The sequence below is a fragment of the Massilia sp. R2A-15 genome (assembly GCF_030704305.1).
Lineage (GTDB): Bacteria > Pseudomonadota > Gammaproteobacteria > Burkholderiales > Burkholderiaceae_D > JAFCUW01.
The window spans coordinates 3,020,020-3,043,814 of the sequence record NZ_CP131935.1; the positions used below are offsets into that span (position 1 = coordinate 3,020,020).

Annotated in this window: 13 protein-coding genes; 4 read left to right on the forward strand and 9 right to left on the reverse strand. The window is 58.8% G+C overall.

From position 1 onward, the window contains the following. Positions 1-438: 438 nt before the first annotated feature. The gene (locus Q4S45_RS13910) at positions 439-4,092 is read right to left on the reverse strand and encodes a YCF48-related protein (protein ID WP_305505127.1); all 3,654 of its coding nucleotides are present in this window, start codon (positions 4,090-4,092) and stop codon (positions 439-441) included. A 428-nt stretch (positions 4,093-4,520) separates the two neighbouring features. Between Q4S45_RS13910 and Q4S45_RS13915 the strand changes: the two genes are divergently transcribed. From Q4S45_RS13915 to Q4S45_RS13930, 4 genes are read left to right on the forward strand one after another with little or no spacing between them, the layout of a single operon-like run. Beyond that, complete coding sequence (locus Q4S45_RS13915) at positions 4,521-4,898, forward strand: hypothetical protein (RefSeq protein WP_305505129.1); 378 nt, start codon at positions 4,521-4,523, stop codon at positions 4,896-4,898. Further along, positions 4,895-5,668, forward strand: a complete 774-nt coding sequence (gene stbB, locus Q4S45_RS13920) for a StbB family protein (RefSeq protein WP_305505131.1) — start codon at positions 4,895-4,897, stop codon at positions 5,666-5,668. The genes Q4S45_RS13915 and stbB overlap by 4 nt, the downstream gene beginning before the upstream one ends. Beyond that, a complete protein-coding gene (locus Q4S45_RS13925) occupies positions 5,665-6,141 on the forward strand; it encodes a hypothetical protein (protein WP_305505133.1) in 477 nt (158 codons plus the stop codon). Before stbB ends, Q4S45_RS13925 begins: the two co-directional genes overlap by 4 nt. Then, complete coding sequence (locus Q4S45_RS13930) at positions 6,138-6,398, forward strand: hypothetical protein (RefSeq protein ID WP_305505135.1); 261 nt, start codon at positions 6,138-6,140, stop codon at positions 6,396-6,398. The genes Q4S45_RS13925 and Q4S45_RS13930 overlap by 4 nt, the downstream gene beginning before the upstream one ends. A gap of 852 nt (positions 6,399-7,250) precedes the next feature. Here Q4S45_RS13930 and Q4S45_RS13935 read toward each other — a convergent pair. From Q4S45_RS13935 to Q4S45_RS13970, 8 genes are all read right to left on the reverse strand, one after another. Further along, positions 7,251-7,928, reverse strand: coding sequence for a hypothetical protein (locus Q4S45_RS13935; RefSeq protein WP_305505137.1), 678 nt, complete (start codon positions 7,926-7,928; stop codon positions 7,251-7,253). Between the two features lie 206 nt (positions 7,929-8,134). Then, positions 8,135-9,247: a GTPase gene (locus Q4S45_RS13940; RefSeq protein WP_305505140.1), complete on the reverse strand. Its 1,113-nt coding sequence runs from the start codon at positions 9,245-9,247 to the stop codon at positions 8,135-8,137. Positions 9,248-10,046: 799 nt separating this feature from the next. After that, entirely contained in the window at positions 10,047-11,675 is a 1,629-nt protein-coding gene (locus Q4S45_RS13945) for a hypothetical protein (protein WP_305505142.1), read from the reverse strand. 4 nt (positions 11,676-11,679) lie between these two features. Beyond that, complete coding sequence (locus Q4S45_RS13950; protein ID WP_305505144.1) at positions 11,680-14,802, reverse strand: SNF2-related protein; 3,123 nt, start codon at positions 14,800-14,802, stop codon at positions 11,680-11,682. 56 nt (positions 14,803-14,858) lie between these two features. After that, complete coding sequence (locus tag Q4S45_RS13955) at positions 14,859-16,586, reverse strand: nuclease-related domain-containing DEAD/DEAH box helicase (RefSeq protein WP_305505146.1); 1,728 nt, start codon at positions 16,584-16,586, stop codon at positions 14,859-14,861. Between the two features lie 5 nt (positions 16,587-16,591). After that, positions 16,592-18,412 carry a DUF1998 domain-containing protein gene (drmB, locus tag Q4S45_RS13960; RefSeq protein WP_305505148.1) on the reverse strand — a complete coding sequence of 607 codons (1,821 nt, stop codon included), beginning with the start codon at positions 18,410-18,412 and terminating at the stop codon, positions 16,592-16,594. 55 nt (positions 18,413-18,467) lie between these two features. Continuing rightward, positions 18,468-21,722, reverse strand: coding sequence for a helicase-related protein (locus tag Q4S45_RS13965; RefSeq protein WP_305505150.1), 3,255 nt, complete (start codon positions 21,720-21,722; stop codon positions 18,468-18,470). Positions 21,723-21,729: 7 nt separating this feature from the next. Next, positions 21,730-23,607, reverse strand: coding sequence for a UvrD-helicase domain-containing protein (locus tag Q4S45_RS13970; protein ID WP_305505152.1), 1,878 nt, complete (start codon positions 23,605-23,607; stop codon positions 21,730-21,732). Positions 23,608-23,795 lie beyond the last annotated feature (188 nt).

Sequence of the window (23,795 nt, forward strand, 5' to 3'; positions counted from 1 at the left end):
ACGATGGCATGATCCACAGCCCGCCGCGGGCGAAGATTTACTCGACGGCCATACAATCAGCAGTCGGGACAGAGCGAATTGTGCAAAAATGGTTCGGTAGCGAAAAACACAGCGACTGACGAACGAGGAATTTCAACGCCATTCGGTTCCGCAAAGTTGAGCGCGAAGCTGATGAGCGTCGAGTTGATGGTCGACGTCGGTGCACCGAATGTCACCATCCTTGTCGCTAAGACCGCGCTCGGGGTGCTCAATCCCTAAATTACCGGCGGTGAGCGGAGACAAAATGCAGCAACCGACAGCCTCGGAAAGCTGTCGAGTCTCGTATAGGATTGCTGCCAAACCGGGAAGCAGACTGATTCAAGCCGTGAACAAGCCTTTCTTTCAGTTGCTTGCTCAATTTACGTTGGCTATAGTTGCTCCAAGTAGCTAGGCGTCCGCTCACACGATGCTAGCTCGGCGGAACTCCTCAACATATCCCAAAGTTTGCGAAAGACTAAGTGTCCCGACGGCGTCGTTGTCGACGCGAAGCCGCAAAGCTGCCTCGAGAATTGCACCTTCTGTCCCATTCGAAACGATGAAATAGGCAGCAAGTACCTCTGCATAGGAATCAATGACGAAAATAATTGACTGAGTGCCGATTCTTTCCTGCATTCTTATGATACCAGTTACAACTAAATGTTCTATTAACGGCTCCCCACTCCCGTCGCCGAGTAAACGATCAATGACCGTCACTGCGAGCTCCAGCGCAACTGGACGAGGCCCGCTACTATCGCGCAAACAATGTTGTGCCAATTCGCTGCAGGCACATAAGATCTTCTGACTAGAAAGTTCGGGAAATGCGGGCCGTATCATACGACGCAGATAAGTCAAGTACACCTGCGCGGTTGAACGGGGCAATGAGTCCAACGAGGCTCCTGCCTCTAGAAGTTCAACCGCAAGAGCCGTGAAAGTGCTCGCAAGAAGCGGCGTGATGCTTCCAGCGATGTTAGTTTCCATGGTGGGAGTTGGACTTCCTACAATTGAGTGAACCAATACGCTAACAATGTCTGCGGTCCCAAGCATTGACTTCGCGAGCCCCCCGCCCTGCCTCCGACTCATTTCGTTTTCAATGTAGCGAGACAAAACTGAAACTGATGTGATTGGCATGGGACGAATTTGAAGACTATTGCCTGGGAGCCGACTCGGCCTCCGAGTAGTCGTTACCAACACTCCAATTCCGCTCCCCCACTCCTCCACCTGTTGCTGGTACCCCGAGTCTCGTTCCGAGAGACGGTCAACAATGGGAACCAAATACCCGCGATCCAATAAATTCCCTTGCAACTCGCCGCGTGGCGCTAGTTTTCCGAAGAATTGTTGCAACGCAAGCTCAAAGGCTTGCGCCGGGGGCGCTGTGCCGTTCGCGCTCAAGGGAATAGGAAAGGCGGTTCGGCGAAGCAGGGTCGTGTCCAGCATCCACTGTCCCAACGCCCAGGCAAAGGTAGTTTTGCCGATGCCCGCTACCCCGACGATCTGAACTACTATCGGTGCTATTGTAAAATGGGGAGCCAGAAGCGCACCAGCGGGATAGTCAACACAATCGGTACTACCGCTACCATCAAGCACCTCCAACGGAAGGGGAATGTATGCTTGGTGATCTATTGTCAACGGATGTCGATTCCATACCTCGCGAAATCCGGTTTCTCGCAACGCAACCCACGCCGCTAATACTCGAGGACGCTTGCATAGAAACCCAGTCAACAGATAATGGCCCACGAACGATGCAACCGGCCTGAAAATGGTGGGAACCGACTCCGTTGAGATGATTGCTTGGAGTTGAAGTAGCGCCGCAGGTCGTAACGCATAAAGTACGAGCGAAAGCGCTGGCAACAAGATCGCCGTCAGAAATCCGACTACGGTTCCATACCCGCCGGGGATTCGATCAATCCAGGAAATAAGCGCGCGACCGTAGAAGCTATACATATAAATGAAATCGGTCCCACACACCGCGGCGATGCGAATTGTTATGTTTAAACCCGGCAAATCCCCTGGGGGAACAAATGACAGCCTGACTGTGTCATTTGAAACCAACGTTTTATTCAGGTTGATTTCTTCAACGGCTGAACTTTCGGGGCCAATCCAACCTTTGAATTTAATGTCATTTGTAGAGCAAAGTCTGCTATTTTTAAATGTGAGAACTAAGGAGTTTGTCATTCGTGGCGAAAGCACTTGTGGCACGCTAAAATTAACAAGATTGGGATATTTGCTGCCGTCTGGACTGAACATTCCTAATTCATGGTCGACAGTGGCCACCCACAATGAGTGAGTAGTCGTGGCTGCGAACATAGTTTGGGCGGTTCCCTTAAACTCCTTTATCTGGGCGCGGGATAGAAAACGATCGTAGCTTGCAAGTATTTTTCTGTCCGCGCCTATCCAAAGAATTCCATCCATCACAGCCATACTATCGGCGCTGCCAGAAACAGCGCCAGCGTAATTCCAAGGAGCACCTATTTTGCTGGCAGTGTAAATCGCTCCATTGCTGGTTCCGGTCCAGAGGACACCATCGCTGTCCCAAGCGACACTTAACAAATTGTTAGGGGTATCAATATTATTAGGCATCCAGGTTGAACCGCTATCTAGGCTGATTAGGGCTCGCCCCTGCGCACCCACCGCTAGAAATCGTTCCCCGGCGGGGTCGGCAGCGAGCGCGTAAAGCCCCATGCCAGATTCGGCCGGATGGACTAGATGCAAGGTTGGGGCATCTACTCCCATCCGCCAAATGGTCCCCTCCTCCGTGGTTACTAGTAACAGCTTGCCGTCGCGATTAGTGTGCATCGCGGTAATGCTGCTCGAGACTGTCGAAGCTATGCGCTCCCAATTGGAGGTAGCTGCGGTCCAACGGAAAACGACACCTGCGGAACTGCCTAGGTAGGCGGTCTGTCCGTTCCCGGACATCGTGACCGATTTTAAAGGCGATACGCCTACTGTCGTGGTTGTGAAATGTTTACCACCGTCTTGGCTCATAGACACTTGGTTGTCCGAGCCTGCTGCGACGATAACTGTGCCATCGTCCGAACCGGACACCTCGACAAAGGACTCGTGGGGAACCGCCTTGTCATCGATATTGGTCCAAGTCTTCCCAGAGTCGCGCGAGCTGATAATAACGCCACCGCCACCCGCGGCGACCAATTTTTGGTCTTTTCCGGCCACGACAACGTTGTTAAGGGTATCGCTAAGCCATTCTGGGGATTGGTATTTCCAAATGGCGCCTTGCAACAAGAAGATGGCTCCCTTCTCGCCAACAGCAATGAAGCTATCGGATTTGGGATAGTAAGCGACGTCCCATAGAGACTGAGTTTCATAACTCGAAAGAACGGCGGGGCTCCAATGCTCGCCCAGGTCGATCGAGGTGCAGATTGTCCCGTCTGTACCCACGATAACGATTTTAGTGGCATCAGGCGTTGCAGCGATACGCTTCAGGTTTTGATAAGTGCAGTGGTTTTGCTTGCTCAATACGCGAGCGCTCGTTTCCCCTATTGCTATGAAACCGTTGCTTCCACTGACGACGATGTGTCGGCCATTCGGTGTTAGGAAGATCGCGTTAATCCTTTCTTGCGTGGAACCTGAATTGATCGTCTCCCAATGATTTCCGCCGTCGTTCGAACGGCGAAGCACACCTTTATTGCCTGCGATCCAGAGCGTGCCGCCATCAGAGGACACTTCGATAGTCAACAGGTTTTCGGAGGTGCCGGTTTCTTTTGTTTCCCAGTGCTCACCGCCATCATGGCTGTAAATCAATTTCCCCTCGTTGCCGGCCAACCAGAGATGCTTTCCATCCTTACTCACCGCGAAATCGTTGCCGTCAATTCCGCTACCCCAGCTCCGCTCCCACGTTGTTGGATCCCCACCGCCCTTAATGAGCATTCCTGAGCCATCGATCGCCAATAAATTCCCATCTGGCAATACTCGCATTCGAACCAGGGAACCAAAATATCCGTTGTACCGATATTTCGCGGTATGAGCATTGAGGGTCGCGGCGTATGGCCGATCGGACGCTTGTGCGATAGTGCATGCGATTATCAAGCCTAAAAAGGCCAAAAAATAATAGCGCCACATAGTTCACCCATAGCAGTCTACGTGCGCGGTACCTGAAGCAAATGTGCGCTATAGAATTTGTTGGTGGAGTTGCAATTTTTTTATTTTGCGCGCTGCGCAGCAGTTTGTAAACCGCGTAGACGCTTTCACTGCACACCGCTAGTCTGCTTTGCGCTTTCCCGGTTTCTTCACGCCCCTCACAAGGCCAGGAGGAATCAGCGTGGCCCCCGGCGTCGGCTGTACTACTGGCAACCTGCCGAAGGGCCACAAGCCGCAAACAAATCGCTGGACATCGGCGGATAGAACAGCACAGGTGCCACATTTCGCCACTAGGCATTTTTCGACGCATCCACGACTGGCTTGATCCAGATATAGTCTGCGGCGTGCGGCGATTTACTTCATCCGTCCGCTCTGCAATCATCGGCTCAACTCAGCAATTACCGCCGCCGATGAAACCCGTTGACCTGTCCGGTCTCGAAACTGCCATTGACAACACCCTGCCGACGAGAAAAATCGCGCTGGTGCGCAACCTGCTGCCCAAAATAACCGACGCCCGCGTGCGCGGCCTGAGCAAGAAGGAAATCTGGTCCAGCCTGCACGCGGCCGGCCTGGAGATGAGTTACAAGATGTTCGTCACCTACCTGGCCCGCATCCAGCCTGCCCAGCCCGCGCCACCGACCGCCACGGCAACTGCCGCTCCGCCCGCGGCCACATCGCGTTCGGAAGGCGGTTCCACCCGCGCGGTGCTGGACGAGGCTAGGCGCGACCTCGCGGCCAAGGACTATGCAAAAGTGATGCGGCAGCGAAAACCCGGGAATCCAACATGAAGCACTACCACGCGATGAAGATTTGCGTCCTGAACCTGTCGGGCAACGTCGGCAAGACCACGCTCGCGGCGCACCTTCTAGGCGCCTTCCGGCCCAACGCCAAAATCCTATCGGTCGAATCGGTCAACAACACCGACGCCACGCAGATCGACAGCCTGACGATCGAGGAGTTCAGCGCCGCGCGGTTCCGCGACATCTACCGCGAGCTGATGATGAGCGACGACCTGATTGTCGACGTTGGCGCGTCGAACGTCACCGTCTTCATGGAGGAGCTGATCAAATACCGCTCCGCCGCCGGCGAATTCGACCTCATCGTGGTGCCGACGGTACCAGCCGACAAACAGCAGAAGGACACGATCGCCACTATCGAATGGCTGCACCGTCTAGGGATCGCCGGCAGAAAGATCCGCGTGGTGTTCAACCAGCACCAGGGCAGCGACACCATCGACCGGATGTACGCCCACATCATGGGCTTCGCCCTCGAGGACGGCAAAGACAAGGCGCACTGGATGCCGGCGCCGGTGGTGACCGCGAACGACGTGTACGAGCTCATCAAGGCAACCCGGATGACCATGGCCGAACTGGCCACCGACCCGACCGACTGGCGCGCCAGGCGCCACGAAGCCAGGGCGGCCGGCGACATGGACGCGCTCGAGCTGGCCATGGACGGCCAGATCGCCCACGACCTGGGCAGCACCGCCTACGCCAACCTGCAGCAGGCTTACAGCGACCTGCTGGCGCCGTACGCCGGCACTGCGAGGCGCGCATGACTGACGCATCGCAGACGGTGAAGGAAGCAACGGTACGGACGATCCTCGGCGAAATGGGTCCGCTGCTGGACAAGGTGGACACCATCGCCAGACTCATGACCGACGGACACGCCTTGTTCGAGGGCGACCTGCATGCACTCGGCACCCTGATGAGCCGTCTGGAAGCGGTGTTGGAGGAGGCCGCCGACAACGCCTCGCTACTGCTGCAACAGCAACAGGCCCACGCGCAACCGGCAACGCCTGCGCGCCAAACCGCCCGCCCCTCGCCCGCCTCCACGCCGCGATTCCCATGGAAGGCCCTGTTCGCGTGCAGCGCAACCTCGTCCGCGCTGGTGCTCGGCGCCATGCTGGCATTCAACGCCGCCACCGTCGAGCAGGCGCGCATCGGCCGCGCCGTGTCGAAGGCGCTGCCCTACCTCGACCCAGCCACCCGGCAAAAGCTCGACGCCGCGCTTCAGAAGTCAACTCAATGAGACCGCCAACGGATCTACGACGCCTGCCGGCCGCGCTCTACCTGAGACTGTTCGGCGCCGCCGGTCTCGGCTACCTGGCCGGCACTGCCGGAAGGCTGACAGCCAGTGCAACGCTGACAATCGCCGCCCTCGGGCTGGCCGCGACATTGGCCGGCTGGCTGATGATGCGTCCACTCATGCGGGACGCAAAGACGGCGCTATCCAGGGTCACCAAGATTCACATGCAACGCGAGGAAAACAATGACACTGCTCCTTAGACTGGGCATTATTTTAACCGTCACCTTGGCTGCAATTGTCGTGGCTGTGAACTACTTCAACCCGAAACTGTTTGGCGGCTCGTTTTGACGTTCAGTGCTACTACGCGCCGTGCGGGGTATACGTCCCAATGAGATTTCGAACATGCCGATAGAATCCGGAGAATCTCCTTGTTTCGTCGAGCAAAACAACACTATGTCCGAAGGAGCGCTCCCATCAGGGCGAAGAATCCAGCGCTCAACCATCAGATCGCGAGGGTCCCGACGCGCGCGCCCTTACTGGAAGGCAGCAGCGGAGCACGCCGGGGCCGCTGTCGCCGCGCGGGCGGCTCGATCGCCAAGGCGCTCTTCGAAAAGGGACACGGTTGACAAGGGTTGAGCGCGTCGTGGTTACCTTGAAGGCGGGGACGGGAAGCGGGTGAATTGCACATAACCTAGTAGTGGCACTCCGGAGCGCGGCCCCCCGCTGGAGGACGGGCCCCGACGGCTCGCCGGCACCGGGCACAAAACGTGGGCGAGGCACAGAGTGCCAAAATCTGCGCGGATAAATGACCCGCGCTCATCAAGCCGCCGCGCTTTCGGATCCACCCGTAGGCGAACACGATGCCACGCCGCATGCACAAACTCGCCTAGTGCGGTCCGGCGAATGCGGCCGCAGAGCAAGCGAATTGCTTTTCCAAAAGCGCTCCGCATCGCCCCAGCGCTCAGACCAAGCGCCGGTGAACTGGCAGTACAAATGGAAGGAAACGGGGCGGCTTTTGGCATTACCATAGAGGCCCCCACCACTGCGATTTGCCAACCCGATCGCATCTGGTGCGCACAGTTCGCGACGATGCGAATTTGAAACCCCAGCTATTATAATCGCCGGTTGCGAGGCGACGCGGCCGCATCCGGTGCTGCATTTCCAAGCACCTGAATCGGCTCGTCCGAAAAATACACCTGAATCGGATATTCAGAAGCTGTTTTCCATCGATCTTGCGTAACTAACCACTTCGCTACAAACTCCTTGACCGTCTGCCGCGACGCTGCTCGCTGTAGTTGGACGTAATTAATCGACACGGCTCTAGACGCGAGCGCGGGAGAAATAGAACGCTCAAGCTTATCAAGCAACGTCGTTCCCGTTAGGACTGACCAAACACCGAAAGATTCTTTTTCAATGCCGGTCGTGTCTACTGCAACCGGCAAAGATGGTTTGACAGCAGGGGCAATGACCACGAATTTCTTGTCAGCTAAATGAATTGTCCACTCCGGAGCTAATTCGATATGGTAGCGATAAACGACTGGAACTCGTATCCGAGTAGCGGTTTTTCCAAGGTTAGCCCCAAAAAACGAATGAATCTCGGAAGCGTCGAATCGTTCTTGCACCTTGATGGAACTCACCTCCAGAAGTCCTCCCTTGGTGCGCATCACAACGGGTTCATTAGCTGCGGTGACCTGAAGGATAGCTTGACTCCCCACAGTTCTTGCGTGCTGATACTGATAAGCATTCCCAACAAGACTGGCGAACAGTATGACAATAAGGGCGGTTTTCAAGTGGCTCCTGTAAGCGGTGACGTCACCGGTGGCGACGGATTCTTTTTTAAGTGAGTTCACTCACGAAGGGGACTGAATGGAACGACCTGGCAAAACTGCCCATTGCCGTCAATGGGCATCTCCGATCAGCCTGCGTTCACCTGATGAGCATACGACATAACAAGCCTTGCACCGGACTACACGATGCATCCGTGTGATGATACCCGTTACCTCGCCAATATTTGTTTCAAGAGGGTTAATATCGCCCCCTTGCTCGTGAGATCGCTAAACGATCCTTTCTTTAGTCTACCACCCACCGATTTGTATTCTCCAAACATTTGCTTTAGCAACTCTTTTTCGTCGAAACCATGGCCATTTTCGAGCATCCACTTCACTGCAGCCAGCATGGCAAAGGTGACTACTGCAGCAATCCCGGCGGCGGCGACATCAATTACGCCCGTGGGTGGAAGAAATGACTTCGCCCAGAGAAACGCCGTCATTCCGACACTCTGCCCGGCAAACGTCGGCAAAAGGGCCAGGGCGGACGATTTGTTCAGAACCTCCCCCGTATACAGATAATTAAGGGAGGTAATCGCCACTACTTGCGTGGCTGTAATATACGCTGCGCTACCTGGGATGAACGCCTCTGCGCTCACGGCCAACAGTGCGCTTGCTATTATTCCCAGCGCGAACTTCTCCTTGTTTTTTAGATGTCTTGCCAAGAGAAGTTCTTTTCCCTCTATTTCCAAAAAATCGAATATTCCCGATCGCACCTCATCAATACCTCTGATGTCCATCGGCGCCTCTTTCCGCATTTTCGGATCATACCCTTTTGCACACGTACCAAAAATTTCCTTAACGCCCAAGACAATTTTCCATTGTTTCAACACGGCCCTATATTCCGACTCCTCGAGATCGTCCCACTCGTCAATTTTATTCAATATCACGATCACCTTATGAACGCTTTTCTTCAGATCATCGAAATTCATTTTCTGCGATGCGTCGGCGGATCCCGTCACAACAAAAAGCCCAAGGTCAATTGATTCGAGAAATTTTTTTGTTTCCTCACTGTTCTCAGCTCGAACATCATCCAGTCCGGGACAATCAATAATTAAAACATCTTTGTCCAGCCTGTACGGGGTAATTTTAGTGGTAACCCCCGACTGTGCACCAACCTGGGCTAATGGCTCGGACCGATCACGTCCCAGAACAGCATTGATAACGGAGCTTTTTCCCGAACTAACTTTTCCTACCAGAGCAATGTTAATGTGTTCGTCAAATTTTGGAGCTTTCTCCGCATAAGCTTTTTTAAAATAATCGTCGAATTCTTTGGTATCCATACACACCCCTTTATCAGAATTAAATTACAAGCCTCGGCTGCTAAGCCGTTTCGAAGCAATCACTTTACGTGCAACAATCAAATTTTTACGTCGGGCTCCGTCATCTCTTAGAAGTTCGGGACCCATTCCCATTAAATGATGTCCTTCACCCTTCTAACGACGAATTAACGCGTCCTATCCTACAATGACTGCTGAAACTTTATCAAATTCTACGTGGCAATTTCGTCCGTGTCCATCTGGCAAATACAGTGTCTGTCCGTGGTTCCCTGACGAAACTGAACGCCCGCCTCACTTAGTCCTTTGATAAAAAAATTCTCTTCCAGACTTGAAAAATTCGCACTCCAATTAGGGCAAACGTTCTTTGCCCCCCAATTCGACCGGTGCATCTTCGACTGTAGGCGGCGTTCCGAGGATCTGCTCATATACAACACGTTCCCTCTCTGCCTTATCGACAAATTACTACACATAACAACGCTAGAATTTATCGTGAGCGAAGCGCCTTTACAATGCGGTTCGGCATCCTGCGCCCATCCGGTTCAATATGAGTGACGCGCGTCATATTACCGGGGCATCCTCTCATCATCGGTTAGATCGAAGAATCTGGATGACGCTCGGCGATTGTGTCGAACGACTGAGAAGGCCGCGGTGCCGAGGCCGGGAACCGCCACTTCACACAGGAACTGCCATTGCCCGGAAAACCGCTTCTGCCGGGCCCCCCGCGCAGGCCCGAATTTCTGCTGAGCGTTCACCGCTGGCTAAAACCTTCAGAGGCTAGAGAAACGTACCGGTGTGTGCGTGCTCAGCCGTATATGTCGTCTCTATCCGGCCGGTCCGCAGTTTGGTACATGACCGGCGTGTCATCCTCGACCTCGTTCGCGGCGATAATTCTGGCCAGTGTGAACGAATCCTGCGCCAGTCCGCATGCCACGGACACCCGTTGATATTGGCCGCTGTCAAGCGGTAGTCCGTCCAGCCTGGGATGAAGGGGCAAGGGCCTGATCAACAGGCCGCCAGTACCCGGCAAATGTGCGCGCGCGATAGCGTCCTGGTAAAGCCCGACGCTGGATCCGCCGCCTGTGAAGAATGTTCTTACTCCGCCAGCCCACGCATCGGAGAGCCGGTAGCGTCGTGCCTTTGTGGTGGCAAATACGCTGCGCACGGATTTCGAGACGGATTGCGAAAACAGCGCGTCACGCTCGCGAACGTGACCGATCCCGATGCCGGCGCGGGCTGCAAACTCTTCCGCTTCAGGTACAGGATCGAGCTCATCGTAATCCGCGGCAGTGGCAGGTTCCTCGATGTCGGTCAGCCGGTTATGGGAAAGCGCATGCGTTCCGAGCGGCCTGACTTCCGGCACCAGGAACGGGAACGTGTCTTCGTCTTCGATTGCATGGACGTTGAAGGTTACTATGTCCACCGTCCCGCCACCGACATCGATCAGCGCGTGCAACCCGCGCACGCGCTGGGGCGATGCCATGTAGCCGGCCATCTGCGCCACGAATTCAGGACAGATCGTGCGCGCGATCAGGTCAGCACAGGGGGGCCCGGGCAGCGACGCCGATGCATGCGACTCGGCAGTGATAAATTTCCGCCCGTCGGGATGCATACTAAGTACCCATGCCATGTCGGCCAGTCGCTCGTACGCTTTGACGATGCGCTCGCTCTCCATACCGTTGCACGGAGCGCCCAGATTAAGCTGCCATCGGATCGTCGCCCCGCTCAGTTTTTTGCTGTGATATCTGAATACCCACGCGCGGATGTAACCGAGCACCATTCCCAGAAACACAGCAGCACGGGCGATTGAAGGCGCCGACGCTCCGGGCTGGAGGAATGGTAACTTGAGGTCCGTCGCGAACTCATCCAGCCGGCAAGCAGGATGCTGGCCGAACATCGCGTCGCCAAGAGGCCCGACAGTATATTCGCTCGCCAGCAGGAATGAGGGCACGGCCAACGACACGCCCTCCCAGGTCACCGGATAAATCTTGTCCATGAAGCCGACTGCCGCCTTGGTGTAGGAGGTACCGAAATCCAGACCGATGACGATGTCGACGTGGCGTAGTACGCTGGCGGATTCCATCTGCGTATTCACGCCGCAGGCAACCCAGTCAGCCGGATCGCGGTACAGTTTCTGTCGTAACAGACCGGATTTAGTTAGTGGCTTGAATACCGTCGGGACAGGCGACGCCAGGCGCGCGACCTTTTGCATGGAAACGGCCGCACCGATACCTGAATCGCGGCGCGGGCCGCAGACGCCCTTAGCGGATTCATCCGTCGCCGGGGCGGGCTGCAGTGTCCGAAGGACTGCGGTTTCCCCCCTGTCGCGGCGCGATTCGGTCGGACGCTGCTCCCGGGCTGCTCTTGGGGGGGCGGAACGTGTGTCGATCCGCTGAGCCCGGATTTTTTTCAGTTCGGATTTCAGATCGGCCATTCCGTTACTCCCCGACGCGGAGCAGCCCCGCGCACACAAGATGATGGTCATGGACGAGCCGCTCGCGCTGGCGCACCTGCTCGCGTTTCATATCCATCCGCGCCTGCAGTTTATCGATACGCCCCTGTGTGGCCCTGACAAGGCCGGTGCGCCCCAGCTGGGCGTGCTGATCGAGAGTCGCGCGCAGTATGGTGATCCGTGAATGCAGATTGCGGTCGATGCCATGTAGCTGGAACATCAGGCGGTCCTCATTTTCGTCCTGCTTCCGGCTGGCGGTGCGCCGATACGCGGCCTCCAGATGGGTTTCGAGCAGGTCGAGGCAGTCCGCCGCCTGCTGTCGAGGGATGACATTCGCCGCCTCAAGCCAGTCGTGTCCGTCCAGACGGGCGATACTGACCAGCTGGTCCCCGGTTTCATCATCGAGCAAGGTCTGGTCGTCAATCCTGCAAACCGCCGACTGCAGCCATTCTTCCTCTTTGATTCCGGCAAAGGTCCAGCGCCGGATGGCAAACATGTACGCGCCCGCCCTCACCGCCGGCGCCAGTGCTGCGGAAATGGCGACTGCCACAATCGGGTAGAACGCTTCGCCAACCGATTTCAGCTTATGGCTAATGAACCGGATTAACGGATGGAACTGGTGAATTGATTCACGCACCGCGGTCGACTGGGCGGCGATACTGTTGAAAAAGCGGCACGTGCGCGCGGTGCCGTTTCCCAGCAATGTCTGGCCTACAAGGCCGCTGTCACGGCAGAACTGCTCAAGCTCCGTCGCCATCGCGACAGGGAGCTGGATCAGGAAACTGTCCGCATCGTGAAGCTCGACGAACTGGTGCCCCTGGGCGTGCTGTGCAAGGAAATCACGCACATAAATCTTCAGATCGGATTCGGTGACCCGGCGCGCCACATCGCGGGCGGCTGAAATCCGCTCGAGAACCAGCCCGCCATGGGCAATCATCTGCGCGGCATTGCGTTCGAACTCGGCCTGCCGCAGCCGCACGTTCTCCAGGGCCTGCCTGGCGCGTTCGATCTCGGCATCCTCCTGCCCGGGCGTCAAAACCGCAGTGAGCAGGCGCGCCTCGAGTTTTTGAATGATCTCGCCGATGACGGGCTCCGGCTCGCCCAGCGCTTCCTCGAAGATTCGAAGCCTTGAAAGGAGCCGGCCGAGAATCCTTTCATCAATGGTGTCCCGATAAAAAATATTCCAGATATGAATGACTTTCGCTTTCTGGCCGAGGCGGTCGATACGGCCGATGCGCTGTTCCACCCGCATCGGGTTCCACGGCAGATCGTAGTTGACCAGCAGCCGGCAGAACTGCAGGTCGACACCTTCCGACGCGACTTCGGTCGAAACCAGCACCTTGAGCTCAGGACGATCGCGGAATTCATCCAGCAGGCCCTGTTTTGACTCGCGCATCCCCCCCCAGAGCAGCATGCTGCCCATCCCCGCCCTGTCCAGACTTTCGCTGAGATACTGGGCGGTGGCGCGAAACGCGGTAAATAGCACTACTTTTTCTTCCGGATAGGCACCGAAATATTCGCCAAGCACCGCAAGAAGACGTCCGAGTTTCGAATCGTTCCGCTCCAGCTCATCGGCGCTCAGACCCGGCGGACGATGCGTCACCAGGAATTCCTTCAGCGAGGTGCTGATTTCTTCCAGCTCCGATTCACTGCCGCTTTCTTCTCCGTCTTCCAGCACTGATGTGGCCAGATCATCCGCCAGCGCACTGGACGATCCGAGCCAGGCGCGCGCGAAGGCGGCGGGGCAGCTGCAAACCTGCCGCTGCGGCGTTGCCAGCAGAAATCCGTCCGAAATCGACTTCCTGACTGCAAACTCGCGTGTCGCCTCGGTCACATACTGATAGAAACGGCGCTCGGGCTCTGTCATTTGCACCGACTCCGCCCGCACCTCGCGCCGCGGCCGCTCGATCTGAACGTCGCGCTTTCGTGTTCGCGTCAGGACATGGGCGAGCAGATTCACGCGTTCCAGAGTCGCGGCGAGTTCAGCGCGAAACTGCGGACTGCGCAACAGTTCGTCAGTGGGCGGACTGCCGGCGATCGCCGCAATCTGGCGTGATCCGGCCAGCAGCTCACTCGCGCCAGCCTGATTCACCAGCGCCATGATCTCGTCCGCGCCGGACCCGATTCGCAGCGCGGCATCGCGGGCCATCACCAGCGGCCTGTTTGCGCTGATCATTTCTTCAAAACTTGATTTGAACTGGAAATGGTCCGGATCGCATAACCGGAGCAGGTGATACAAATCGTCATTCGCAAGGTTGATCGGCGTTGCCGAAAGCAGCACCCGGAAATGCGACACTTCTCTGAGCAGCGTGCCCAGTACGTGCGCCGCACTTTCCGGGTTGCGCATGTAGTGCGCCTCATCAAAAATGACAAGATCGAACAGAGGTGCGTCGCCGGCCTGCTCGTCGAACAGATCTGCCAGCCTCGCCCGGGCCGAGACCGTCTTTTCCTTCGCGCCACCGGCAGGCTGCCAGCTTTTGGGCGGCCGCAGCGACTGATAGCTGCATATCCATGCCTTCGAGGTTCCGGACGACAGGGCGTGCTTCATTTCGTCAGCGAGCGTATGGGCGTCGGTTAGTATTGCATCGATGCCGAAACGGTGCCTCAGTTCTTCGCGCCACTTTTCCCTGAGCATAGCCGGACACACAACGAGAAGGCGCCGCATATCCTCGCGTGCGCGCAGTTCGGTCCAGATGATCCCGGCCTCGATGGTTTTACCAAGACCGACTTCGTCTGCGATCAGCAGACCATCCGCCGGCGAATCGAGCAGCGTCAGCAACGGTTTGTACTGATGCGCAAAGAATTCGGTATTGGTGACCCCCATCGAATAGACCAGATTCGCCAGACGCCCGGAAAGGTGAACGAAGGTCAAACTTCTGCGGAGGTTTTCCGCCCTGCCGAACTGGCCGCTCTCGAGCACCGCATACGGGTCATCAAGATCGACGGCAGAGAACGCCTGCAGCTGGTCCTCCGCTACATAATCGAGCGAGCCGTCCTGCCAGCGCACGCTATAGTATTCAGTCGATCCACGTGCCCTTACTGCGCCGCTTGTCGTTCCGCGCTTCGCCGGGTTGTCCGTCCGAAACACCTGAGTACCCTTGCTCCACATGCTGGCTCCCTTGCTGCTTGTCCGGTAATCCGGAATTGATATGCCGACCCGCAACGTCAGCCGGAAATTCGCCGGCGGGCAAACGCGGCCGCCTGAGCGGCGTAGGCTGGCCGCGCAGACGCTGGAAGAAATGCGATCAGCAATCCGCTTGCCCGGGAGAGACCGGCGTAATGCAGCATGGCCCACGCTTCCTGCCCGATTTCATCGAGATCGGTCACCAGCACGACTTTCCGTTCCAGTCCCTTGAATGCGTGAATGGTCGAGAACGCGAGCGCGTTGTCACCGGCATGGCGCACGTCATCCAAGGGTATGCCGTCAACATCGGCCACATCGCGCATGAGTGAATTTTCCCGCCGTCTGGTCGACAGGATCACGATGTCGCGCGCAAGGACATCGCGCTGTAACAGATTTCTTACCTGCTGTTTAAAGATACCGGCAAACGAGGCGCTGTCGGGGTAGTAGACGTTGTCGCAGCTAGCCCCGTCCGGCGCGCCTTCGAGCGCAAGATCGATACCCGAAATCATCGAAGCCTGCACCGCCACCTGGCGCGTGTTGCGGCAGTTTTCGAATAAATCATCGAACGCTGGCTGCGCTTCGGAAAGACGCTTTTCGACGGCATCCTGGATTTCGGTGCCGTAAATATTCTGCAACCGGTCGAAGAAGATATGCCAGCGTCCGTGGTTCAGCCCGTCGCGCAGGATCAGGTCGAATGCATCGAGATTGTCAGGGGTCAGCAGGTCCTGGGCCTCGTCGATCACCAGCGCATCCCACTGCGGTGTCTCCATCTCGAGCGCCGCATCGATGAACGTCTGGGGGAACACGGTGGCGTACAGCTCCGTACTGTCGGCTTGGGGATCGGCGAGCCGGCCCTGCATTCCGGCACGTTCGATGACAGTCCGGTAGAGCGAATGGACATGCCAAACATCGATACTGGCGGCGCGCGGGTTGGCATCAAGACTTTTTCGGATGTGTTCGGCCAGGAGCTGGTTGAAACACAGGAACAGGACCCTGAGCCCCTGCTGCGCCAGCTGTTTCGCCCGTTCGACGGCGATAATTGTCTTGCCGGTGCCGGCCTTTCCGCGCACCACTGTGCGGGGATTCGAGGCCATCCGGCGCGACGTCCGGATCTGATCGTTAGAGAGCTGCAACAGCGTACTTTCCATCCCGTTAAGGTAGCTGCCGATGCTATAGGCGGAATCGACGTCGGGCCGCAGGATCGCGCGCGCCCGGCGGATGTCGTCCAGGGTAGGAAGGCGTGGCGCCCGTCCGTGTTTCTGCTGCAGTTCCCCAGTCCAGTGGCGCTGGAGATCACCTATGTAGAATCCCAGATTGCGGCCAAAATCGCGGCGGTCAAGAAGCACGGCCGGTTCGATTTCGGCTCCGGCTGCGGTAAATGTTTCCATGGGCATTACTACGCCGAATCCGAACAGCAGGTGCCGGAACCGGTCATCCGCCCTTTCGAGCAGCTCCTTGATTGCGAACATCGTTCCCTTCGACTGGGTCCACGGATCCTCCCTTCGCGAGTATCCTGCCCCGCCTGGCGCACCGTAATGCCAGACTCCGTCGGTGCACGATACCTTGCCCCCCTTCACTTCCAGCGCGAAAATGCCCTTTGTCGAGAGAACGACAATATCGGCTTCGCCCCAGATTTTGGTGGCGTGCCCGTGCAGTCCGAGCGAGTGCAGCACGATCCAGTCCTTATCCAGGTCGCGGCCAAGCTTTTCGTAGACGCGCCGCTCGCCATAGCCGCACTCCTTCGGTGTATCCGGAATCAGAATTGCCATTGTGTTCAGTCCTGTTCCCTGGTGCCGAAGTAGCCCTGCCATCTGCCGTCGGCGTCGCCAACGAGCATGGTGCGATCGAGCTCACGGTTGAATTTTTCGCACGATGTCTCCGGAACCAGAAGGCAGCAGTGGCAGGCGGCTCCGCTGATTCGGTCACCTGACTGCCGCGGGTCGCCTTCGAGGCAGACCGGGTCGCTGCCGCACCACTGGCTGCTGCGGATGGTTTGCTGCACGATACGCTCGAGCTGCGCAGGATCGGCCAGCCGCACCAGCCCGCCCAGACTGCCTTCGGAATCGGGCGATCCCGTGTAGACAAGCAGACCGTTCATTGCCGCGTGATCCCCTTTCGGTTCTGCGACGTAAAGCCGTTCACGTAACGCGGAAGACGAGTAACCGCAGTCGATTGAAATCTGGCGGATCAGCGCGTGCGCAAACGAATGCACCAGTAACAGTGGCGCAGTGATCGTATAGTCACGCGTATAGCCGCGCTCAGCGGCGATGGCAGCCGAGCGCGATTCCAGCGCCGCCACACGGGCTTTGATCGCAGGATTGTCCTTCAGCCACCGTGCAATCGCCTCCGCACGGAATCGCAGAAAGATTCCCTCGCCGCGGATTTCGGCCGCCGGCAGCCACGAACGCGGCGTCTTCGACAGCGGCGCGATGTTGCCTTCCGTCACCTCGTGGGCGATCCGCTCGGCGCTGACCGGATAGGGTTCAATCCGGGAAAAGCCGGCAAGTGCACGCACTTCGCGGAGTCGCGACACCGCACCGATTACGTCGAACCATCCGGCCAGCGCGGCCGGCGGGTCGAGTACGGTGTTCTGGAACTGCGGCACGTGCCCGCCGAGGGGCTGATCGTGGCGATCGCTCGACAGCGCCGCGTATTCCTCGGCCCGCGATCCCGAATCAGTGTACTGATCCGCACCGCCATCGAGCTTGATTTTCTCCCTGTAGGCCGCCGTGAGGATCTCACACGCGACATCAAAATGTGCTGCGATGCTTTCCAGGACTGGCGTCACTGCTTCCGCCGCCACCGCCCCCAGCGTCAGCCAGTTCTCCTCGATGATCTGGAATGCCGCATCGGACACTGGCGGAATCGACAGGGCTGACGCAACGACCGGGAAATATGCGTTGGATGCGCCGCGCTGGATCACCCGGGGCATCGCATCGCAGCCAGACTGGCGGTCGTACAGCCACGGCCGGCTGCCGCCGCAGACACTGTTGACGCTGCCAGGGCTGAAGGCATCGCCGAGCGACACCGGGGGTGCACCGCATGCCTTGCAGACTACGCTGAGATCGGCCAGCGCAGCGGATTTCCCCATCGACTGCAGATACAGCCCGGGGCGTTTGCAGATCCCGGCCTTGTGGTTGCGGTGCGCCCACCATTCCCACGGAAATTCGTCGATATGGCCCTTGCGACAAGCGACCACAAAGCGGACCGGGTTGGTATTGACCGATTTGCCACAGGCGGTGCAATTGAGCCGGCTGCCGTCAGCGGCCAGCTCGAACGGGCTGCCTTCGGTGCCGATCCGATGACACTTCGGACACTCATGCCATAACGGAAAGCGCACGGCCGGCACAGTCGGCTTTTCCTCGACCAGCCGCGTTCCCGGAATCGCTGCAGCAACCGGCGGCAGACGGAAATGGGTCACACCGAGCTGCGCCTGCAAACGCGCTTCGCTGATCGTCAGCGAGAACTGTCGGGTAGCCCCTTCCCAGTCCTCCAGTCCCATCGGCATGAAGGACCCTTTCTCCAGGTCGATGATCGCACCGATGCTGTAAGTCGATACCAGCTGCGAGCGGCGTACCGTGCCGAGCGGTTCCACTGCTGCAACCGCCGGCGGCGCCGCTCCCCTGCTCCCTGCACTCGGCCATTTCGGCTTACCTGTCATTCCCATCGGTGCCCCCCTTTTTCTCAATTCTCTTCAGCCTGAAGGCAGCGGATGGCTCGACCTCGCGCATCGAGTTTGGCGTGCTCCACGCCAGTCCGTTTGCCTGACCGGGTTCTTCAGCAGATCGCATCAGGTGCGGCGCGGTCTTGCCGAACGGCGCCTTCCGTTCCCAGTAGCCCAGTCTGGTGCCGCCGACGCGGCTGTCGTGACTGCGCCCGGCCCAGCGGTCGACGATCGCCTCAATGTCATCGCATGCGTCGGCGGTTTCGACGCCTTGCGACGAGGAGTCGATCCTTTCCCGGATCAGATCGAGCAGACGCACGACTTCCGGATCAGCCGCATTGAAACGCGCGGCATCTGCATCACCAGCCATTCCCTGCACCAGGTGTCTGATCGTGGCCACTACCACCGCGTGCAGCGCCTTGTCACGTGCCCGCGGCGCCCACGGCGTGACGCTGCTCGCTTCGACGCTCCGGTAAAGCGCGGCGTGGTACCCACAAAAATGTTCAAAATGGGAAAGATCGCGCGGCCGCCCAAAATTGTAGAGTGTGACGACCAGCCCGGGCATGCCGCGCCCGACGCGGCTGCTGGCCTGAATGTATTCTGCGGTAGACTTTGGCTGCCCGTTCACCACCATGAGCCCGAGTCGCGGCACGTCGACGCCCACCGAGATCATGTTTGAGGCGAGCACCGAGTCCTTGGGCGGACCGGCATACGGGTCGTCGTTCAACGGCGTTTCCAGGCTCTGCAGAAGGGCCGGCAGGTCGCGTGACGATACCCGGCTGCTCAGTTCCACCGGCGGCATCTCCAGCTGGCGCGGCGTCACCCCGAGGCGCCCGGCCAGAAAGGCAATCTGGCGCGGGACGTCATCCTGCATGAGGACGTCTGCACCGCCCAGCTCGCGCAGGCTGTTGAAATAGGCGACGCAGGTCCAGTAGGGATCGACGCCATGGGCAGCGGCGAGCCCGCTTTCGAGGATCGAGCCGACACCCTGCAGAAGGGCTGCGATGATGGCCTGCAGCGAGAACTTCGGGCTGCGGCCCGCCGAGGCCGCGCCAAGATAGATCCGGTCGGCCCCCACTTCGTCGCGGACGGCGTAGAAGGAATCGGCAGCATCGAACCCGGGTGGCGGAAACTGCAGCACCGTACGGTCGAACAGCGCCCGGACCTGGCGCGCGGCCTGGCCGATCGTCGCAGTCGAGCCGATCACCTTTGGCCGGACGCCATTAACTGTACAGAGCAGATCGACGGCCGTTTCATACAGCCCTGCCATCGATCCCAGCGGGCCCGAGATCAGGTGCAACTCATCCTGAATGATCAGGCCCGGCCGCAGCCCCCCGTCAAGTCCGAACAGCTGGCGGATGTCACTGCTGCGCGGCAGCTGCGCGAACTTGTCAATAGTGCCTATCAGCAACGACGGCGGTGCGGCATAGATCGCTTCGTCAACGGTCAGCACCGGCAAAGGGATCCCGCCGGTTTCACACGCCGTTGCCTCACATACAATGTCGATCCGCGGATCGGTAGGCGAAGCGCGGTACGCCGATGCGTTCAGGTCTGTACCGCATACCGGGCAGCGCAGGAGCTGGCGTGGCGTCGACTTCGGCGCCTGGCCGTCGCGCTCACCGGTCAGCGCAGTGCGCGCATCGTCCATCCTGTTCGGAGTGGCGTCGCCGCCGACAAACAGCCCGAGAGTAATGCGCGCGCTACCGAGCCGCGCGTCTCCGGCGCGGATTGCATCGCAGGCCGAGACCAGTGCCGCAGCGCGCTGGAACTGCTGTACGGTGAGCAGGCGCAGGGTGTACCGCATCATCACGTCAACTCCGCCGTGCGCGCGGCGCGCCGGTTGGGCGAGACGGGTGAAAAATATCTGGAAGGCGGTCAGTCCGAGATAGGCTTCGGTCTTCCCTCCGCCAGTAGGGAACCACAGCAGATCCATGCAATCGCGCTGATCATCGGCGGGGTCGACAAGACCCGGAATAACGAGCAGCATAAATGCCAGCTGAAACGGCCGCCACACCAGCGCACGGGCACGGTCGCCCTTGGCCGGGTAGCGGGACTGGTGGTCCATCGCCAGATTGGCAAGTGCGAATGCGCTCCATGCATGATCATTCTCTTCCAGAACCCGCACGCCCGCGTGCAGCCGCGCGGCGGTGTCGACACAGCGTGCCATGTTTCTTGCCGCCGCCTGCTCGAGCATGGCGTCGCCGAAACTGCCAAGTTGCGGTCGCAGCTGCCGGTCGATCCATGTGGCGTACGCATCGACAAACGCGTGCATCGCGAGGCTGATCTGGGAGCGCGCTGTCTCGTCGGACAGGAAGGCAGCGGCAAGCGCCAGCGGATGCGCCTTCGCAAATTGCCCGAGCAGCGCATGTCCGTCCGCGCTCGTCCCTTTCACGACGGACTGGGGAAGCCAGTCTGTCCGCACGCGTCTGACCGCGCTGCCGTCCGGATCGGACCAGCTGACAGCGACGCCGTGTCCGATGGCAAACTCACTGACGTCGCGATACAGCAGTGCAGCGCTTTGCGCATCTTCGTCATCGATACCGGGCGGCAGACTGTGGCGAGCCCGGATCGCTGCGCCTCCGGACGGTCCGGTTGCCACCACAGAGATGCCCGACTGGAACAGACATGCGAGGTCGCGGTGATCGCTCTCGTCCGGCTCGGGCGCGATATTGATAAGCGTAACAGTAAAAATCTGCTGTCCGGTGCCAGCGCGTCTGCGCACGTGCAGCGCAATCCGGCTGTCGTGAACCGGGCTGCCGTCCGCATTTGCAAACGTACTGGTGCGCCACGTGGCTGCGCTGACGTCGGGAGCAATTTGCAGCGTGTAACCGAGCGCAACTCTGCGCCAGTGCGGCCGCGCCGGAGCGATTGCCTTTCCGTTCTTGCCGGGCTGCTGGTCCTGCGCTTCGACGGGCGCCGGTACCTGCATGTAGCGCGCCGTCTCGGCCAGACTAATCACAACGGTCGCTCCTGCATCGACGGCGAACGTCATGCCAATTGAACACGGACGCACCGCACGGTATCCCGGTACGTCCAGCTCGGCGCCCGCCTCGTTCTCGTCACCGACGCCACTTCCGGTGTCATCATCGGCGGGATCAGATGGCGCGCCCTGCGGCCACAGGATCCCGGTCAGATAGGTGTCGGCCGGTGCGGAACCGATCACCTCGGCTGCCTCCATCGGGCCGAGCAGCAAAGCAGATATCCGGGCAACCGTTTCGGCCCTGACCTGATGATTGTTCATAACCGCTTCACGCCTTCCTGAAAGGTTTAAAGTCACCGGTCCCGAACAGCGTTACCCCGAGCCACAGCCGGCTGGCCCGGAACTGCGCAGGAACCGCCACCGTCGTTTCGTCCGGACCGACCACGGTTACGATGTCGCCGATCCGTAAATTGTAGATTTTGCCCGGCAGTGGCGACTTGCCTCCCAGCACAGAGAGAAGGTCGTATGTCAGCTGCGCAGTGGTCCGTCCGAGCAGTCTGCCGGGACCGGAGTCGTCCTGGAGGTAGATGTTGTAGACATACCGGTTTGTATCGATCGCAGCTTTGACGAGCATGACCTTGTGCCCGCACAGCTGCCGGGCCTGCTCGAGCAGCAGTGCCTGTGTCTCGGCGACATCGTCGGAGGTTCCGTGCACCTCAGGGTCGACGAAGCTGCAGGGATCGATGTCGCCGCTGATACCGACTGCGAGATTGATCCATCCTCCCCACCGGTGGCAAAGACGCTGTCGGGAGCCATTGCCAAAAGTCCAGGTTGTCGGTGCGCGGTAGATCTGGCCAGGCGGAATCCGGCTGAGCTGACGGGCGGCGCGCGTGATGGCGACAAAGCCGACATGAGCTTCCTCCTCCGGGTATTCCTCAGGCTTATCCTCTTTGTCGGGCTCGGACTCGAGGATTACAACGGTCTCGAACTCCATGCCTTTCGCCTGGTGCACCGTCGAAATGAACACCCCGTTCCCGGAAGGCGCAGCATCGTCAGGAAAAGCATCAGGCCAGTTGAGGCGTGCCCGCAAGTCCGCCATATCCAGCGATGCGCTCGCATCTGCCTCACCGCTCGCGCGCAGCAGCCGCAGCCAGGCCGCGCCGGCCTCGGGAAGACCGATCGCGTCGCAGGTTGGCTGACCAAGACGATCACGGCTGAGGGCATGAATTTTCAGAAACTGACTCTGAACGATGGTCGTTGATTTGAGAGGACCGAGCAGGGCACCAATCCACGCGGGCACGGGAGCGTGTTTCCCGACCGACTGCAGACGGACGGCGACAGGTCCCCCTTCCATTTCGGATCCGGCAAGCTTTTTCGCAACGTTCATCGCCTCACCATTGGTACGGGTGAGAATGGCAACTGCCCCTTCCGGTATTGTTTCCAGCCACCCGGGACCGAGTGGCACTTCACTTACGCCCAGCAGCCCGATCTGACGCCGTACTTCCAGCAGCTTGTGCCCCGCGTCGGCATCACCGCCAAGCACCTGCCGCAGGCTGGCAGAAAGCGATGCCAGTTCCGGACGCGAACGGTAGTTCCGGTCCAGCACGATCTGCCGCAGTCCGGCGCCATACTGCTCCCGCAGCAGCTTCCAGCAATTCCGGGCGCCGGCTGCATCCGGCTGCCGTGCCGCGAATTCGTAGATTGCCTGCGCGGGATCACCCAGCACGGTAAAACCGACTCCGGTGCGCGTCGGCGGTGCGAGTAAATCCAGCAGCGTCAGGACCAGCGTCCCGCGAACGCCTGGCAGGTCCTGAAATTCGTCGATAATCAGGTGCCGCACGCCAGACAGCAGCTCGAAGGCCTGGGAACGCGAAGGTCCTGATAATACATCGATGAGCTTCTGGATATTTTGATCGTGCGATGCGGACAGCAGCTCGGCCGGCTGCGCTCCCATCTGCCGCAGGAAGCGGAAGGCCCACGAATCGAAGGTTCGGATCGACATATATCGCAACTCCTCCACCAGCGACTCCGCGGTCGAGGCAAGCTGCTCGATCCTTCGCGCGAGCGTACGGACAGCGCTGCGGGAGAAACTTAACACCAGTATTTCACGCGGGGTCAGCCCTGCATCCACCAGATTCACAAGCCGCAATGCAGACACCTGCGTTTTCCCCGCTCCAGGTCCGGCCACCACCAGCAGTCGATCCACGGCCGACGCCATCACTACCTCGGACTGCCGCCCGTCTAACCCTTCGAAGCGCATGGTTTCCCCGAAATTTTGCGTAAGGTCTTGCCGTCATCCCGACAGGTTCTGTCCGACAGCCTGCATTTTCTAATGAAAGAATCGAAATATTTCGATTGTGAAATAATACTCGAAATATGCGTTCAGAAATCCCC